The sequence below is a fragment of the Streptomyces sp. NPDC059455 genome, assembly GCF_042750115.1.
Lineage (GTDB): Bacteria > Actinomycetota > Actinomycetes > Streptomycetales > Streptomycetaceae > Streptomyces > Streptomyces endocoffeicus.
Genome location: NZ_JBHYVB010000190.1, coordinates 17,894 through 20,455 on the forward strand (window position 1 = coordinate 17,894; position 2,562 = coordinate 20,455).

The following is a 2,562-nucleotide window of genomic DNA, read 5'->3' on the forward strand; positions in this document are numbered from 1 at the left end:
CCGGGCCGGGGGGCCGAGTCGGGGGGGGGGGGGGGGGGGCGCCGGGGCGGGGGCCCCCCCCCCCCAGGCGGCGAGCACGAGCGGTGCGTCGTCCCGCGGGGCGGAGCCGCGAGGGCCGGGGGCCGAAGCCGCCGAGGAGAGGGAGGGGGGAGCGGAGGGCGACGAGGCGGCCGGGGGCGCGGCCGAGTGGGCGACGAGGATGTCGTGGAGAACGCGGCGGACCGCGAGGCGTATCGCGGCGACCGCTGGATGGGGACCCATGTCCGTTTCCCATCTGTCATTCGAGGGGGTGCCTCGGGGGGTGCGAGGAGTACGAGCGGTACGAGCCTTTCGTCACGCTGCGTATGTCGATGGTGACAGAAGTGAGCTGTTCCCCGAGCATCGCACGCCTACCCGTCGCCAACGGTCCCTCGGACGAGTGATTAAAGAGGGCGTTCGTCCGTTTCCGCGTGTGCCGGTTGTGTGCCGGTTCTAGGACTCCGCCTTGCGGTGCACCCGCGCGACCCACTCGGCGGGTTTGCTGATCTCCGCCTTGGTCGGAAGGGTGTTGGGCGAGGTCCAGATCCGGTTGAAGCCGTCCATGCCGACCCGGTTCACCACGGCCCGCACGAACCGCTCCCCGTCACGGTACTGCCGCAGCTTGGCGTCGAGCCCCAGCAGTTTGCGCAGCGCCTGGTCGAGCCGGCCCGCGCCGCTCGCCCGGCGCTTCTGGAACTTCTCCCGGATCTCCGCGACGGACGGCACGACCTCCGGCCCCACCCCGTCCATGACGTAGTCGGCGTGCCCCTCCAGCAGCGACATCACCGCGGTCAGCCGGGCCAGGATCTCCCGCTGGGTCGGGGTCTGCACAAGCTCGATGATGCTGGGCGCGCCGCGCCCGTCCGCCTCGTCCCCCTCGTCGGCGGGACGGCCGCCGCTCAGCGACTGGACGGCCTCGCGGACCCGCTCCAGCAGGGTGGCCGGGTCCACGTCGGTCTCGCCGAGGAACGCCTGGATCTCCGACTCGATGTGGTCGCGCAGCCAGGGCACGGCGGTGAACTGGGTGCGGTGGGTCTCCTCGTGCAGCGCGACCCACAGCCGGAAGTCGTGCGGGGCCACGTCGAGTTCGCGCTCGACATGGACGATGTTGGGCGCCACCAGCAGCAGCCGGCCGCCGCCCGGGGAGCCGGGCAGCTCGCGGGTCGAGGGCGCGAAGGTCTCGTACTGGCCGAGCACCCGGGAGGCCAGGAAGGACAGCAGCATCCCCAGCTCGACCCCGGTCACCTTGCCGCCGACCGCGCCCAGCACCGCCCCGCCGGGCAGTCCGCCGCGCCGGTCCTGCACCTTGCCGAGCAGCGGTTTGAGGATCTGCCGGAAGCCCGCCACGTTCGCCCTGATCCAGCCCGCGCGGTCCACGACGAGGACGGGGGTGTCGGAGGCCGGGCCGCCGGAGACGGCCATCCGGGTGAAGGCGCGGACATGCTCCTCCGAGGACTTGGCGTGCCGCCGCAGCTCCGCGACGACCGCGCGCGCCTCGTCGCGGCTCACCTCGGGACCCGGGCGCACCAGCCGGGTCGCGGTCGCGATCGCGAGATTCCAGTCGACCATCTCCACACCACCGATGCTCGTCATGGCTTCACGGTACGTGGCCCGCGCCCCATCCGGGAGGACACCGGGGTCCGCACAGGCGGCCACCCCGCGTCCGGGTCACCCTCGGTGCCTCAGGGATCTCCGCGGCCACCATGGCGTGGCCACCCCGCGTCCCGGTCACCCTCGGTGCCTCAGGGATCTCCGCGGCCACCATGGCGTGGCCACCCCGCGGGGTCACCCCTCCGCTCAGCGGCAGCCGCAGTTGGCGAGGGCCGAGGCCATCCGGTCCAGGGCGCGCTGGGCGCCGTTGGCGTCGGTGGTGCCGTTGGTCATGAACGCGAAGACCAGCAGCCGGCCGTCCGCGTCCACGACCGAGCCCGCGAGGCTGTTGACCCCGGTGAGGGTGCCGGTCTTGGCGCGGACCACGCCCCGGCCGACCGCGTCCTGGGCGTAGCGGGTGCGCAGGGTGCCGGTGAAACCGGCCACCGGCAGCCCGGTGAGCAGTGACCGCAGTTCGGGGTGGTCGTGGTCGGCGGCGCGCACCAGCACCTGGGCGAGCAGCCCGGCGGAGACGTGGTCGGCGCGGTCGAGCCCGCTGCCGTCCGCGATCCGGACACCGCCCAGGGGCAGCTCCAGCTTGCGCAGCCGCTGGGTCACGGCCTTCGCGCCGCCCTCGAAGCTGGCGGGCTCGCCCGCGGCGAGGGCGGTCTGCCGGGCCAGGGCCTCGGCGATGTCGTTGTCGCTGGTGGTCAGCATCCGCTCGACGAGGGAGGACAGCGGCTGGGAGCGGACGGAGGCCACCGTACGGGCGCCCTTGGCGGCCTTGCCCGCCCGGGGTTCGTCCTTCACCTCGACGCCGCGGTCGCGCAGCATCGCGGCGAAGGGGCCCCCCCGGGGGGGGGGCCGGGGCGCGGGGGGCGGGGGCGGGGCCGGGGGGGGGGGGTGGGGTAGGGGCCCCACGCGCGCACCGGGGGGGTGAGGGGGGGGGGGTTG

General features: G+C 74.7%; 1 protein-coding gene and 1 pseudogene. Both read right to left on the minus strand.

Annotation, left to right across the window (positions count from 1 at the left end):
* Positions 1-471 precede the first annotated feature (471 nt).
* On the minus strand, positions 472-1,611 hold the full coding sequence (locus tag ACFXB5_RS42365; protein ID WP_385218866.1) for a zinc-dependent metalloprotease: 1,140 nt from the start codon (positions 1,609-1,611) through the stop codon (positions 472-474).
* A gap of 204 nt (positions 1,612-1,815) precedes the next feature.
* A pseudogene (gene dacB, locus ACFXB5_RS42370) lies at positions 1,816-2,454 on the minus strand (D-alanyl-D-alanine carboxypeptidase/D-alanyl-D-alanine-endopeptidase); the annotation flags it as partial.
* Positions 2,455-2,562 lie beyond the last annotated feature (108 nt).

What these genes read in the sequence shown, in the direction of transcription:
- ACFXB5_RS42365 (WP_385218866.1), bottom strand. Translation starts at nt 1,611, where the DNA reads ATGACGAGCATCGGTGGTGTGGAGATGGTCGACTGGAATCTCGCGATC.